The 1,080-nt window shown below is 68.7% G+C and carries 1 protein-coding gene; it reads right to left on the reverse strand.

What is annotated here, in order from left to right; translation table 11 throughout:
- Positions 1-243: 243 nt before the first annotated feature.
- On the reverse strand, positions 244-1,080 hold an 837-nt coding region (locus tag ACIBVN_RS60935), incomplete at its 5' end, for a hypothetical protein (protein WP_397152063.1).

Consider the following 1,080-nt stretch of genomic DNA (forward strand, 5'->3'; position numbering starts at 1 on the left):
GGGCCGTTCTTGAAACGGCTGGACTGAGGTTGACGGGATCCCGTCTGATCATCGAGATCAGGCGGGATCTTGTCGTTTCAGGGGTTTCCGAATCGGGTTCGTCCTGGTTTGGGAGCCGCGGAGCAGGTGTCCGGGAAGGCCCGGGTGGTGTCAGGCCGCTGGTGGAGGTTCATGTTCGCGTCGCTGGGCATGCCGGCGCCGACTCCGGGCTGGGTGCTGCGACAAGGTGATCTGAATTGCGCTTTATGGGACGGGTGGTGGCCTGCTCCGGCCCGAGAGCGGCGAGCGGTCGAGGTGCTCTGCTGGGATCTCGAGGACGTCGGCGGGTGTGCCGGGCTCGTCTGGGGGCTGGTGGGTGTGGCGCCACTGGTCGAGGAAGTGGTCGTTGGCGACAGTAACGAGCAACGCGACCAGGATGGTCTGGGCGACGCGGCCGTGGGCGAGTCGGTTCTTCGGATCACTCAGGTCGAGGTCGTGGCCCTTGAGACGGCCGTTCAACCCCTCTGTCATGGCCCTGACCGTGGAGTACGTCCCCCGCCACGAGGGGCTGAGATAGGGCAGATCCTGGCGAAACTTGTCGAGGTGGCCGAGGTCGCCGGGACGCAGGGTGATGGTGTGCTGGTGGCAGATCTTCGGCAGCTCGCCGCTCTTGTGGTCAGGGGTCGGAGGCAAGACGCGGGGTTTGGCCGCAGGGTGGGCGGCTCGCTGCCGAGCGTCGGTCAGGTCGACCGCGGTGGCCCGGCTGGGCCCGCGCTGGTGGAGGCGGTCGAAGCGGGGGCAGGTGACCGACGGGGAGGTGCCCGCTGCCGGGCACTGCAAGCGGAGGGCGCCGCCTGCGTTCGCGCTCTGTTTGAGACGCAGCAAGTACGGCTCTCGCGCGCTGATCAACGCGGTGAGTTCTTCCGATGGGGTGCGGATGGCGGCGTCGTCCAGGCCGGTGGTGGCCTGCGCGAGCGGGTCGGGCATCAGCGGGCAGGCGAGCGCGCCGTCGATGAGCAGGGCGCCGTGGGCGCTGCCCTGCACTCCCCGCTGATCCACTTTGTAATCGAGGGCGAGCCGGTAGCCGAGCTCGCGTGCCGG

The organism is Nonomuraea sp. NPDC049400, from assembly GCF_044466425.1.
In the GTDB taxonomy this organism is placed as follows: Bacteria; Actinomycetota; Actinomycetes; order Streptosporangiales; family Streptosporangiaceae; genus Nonomuraea.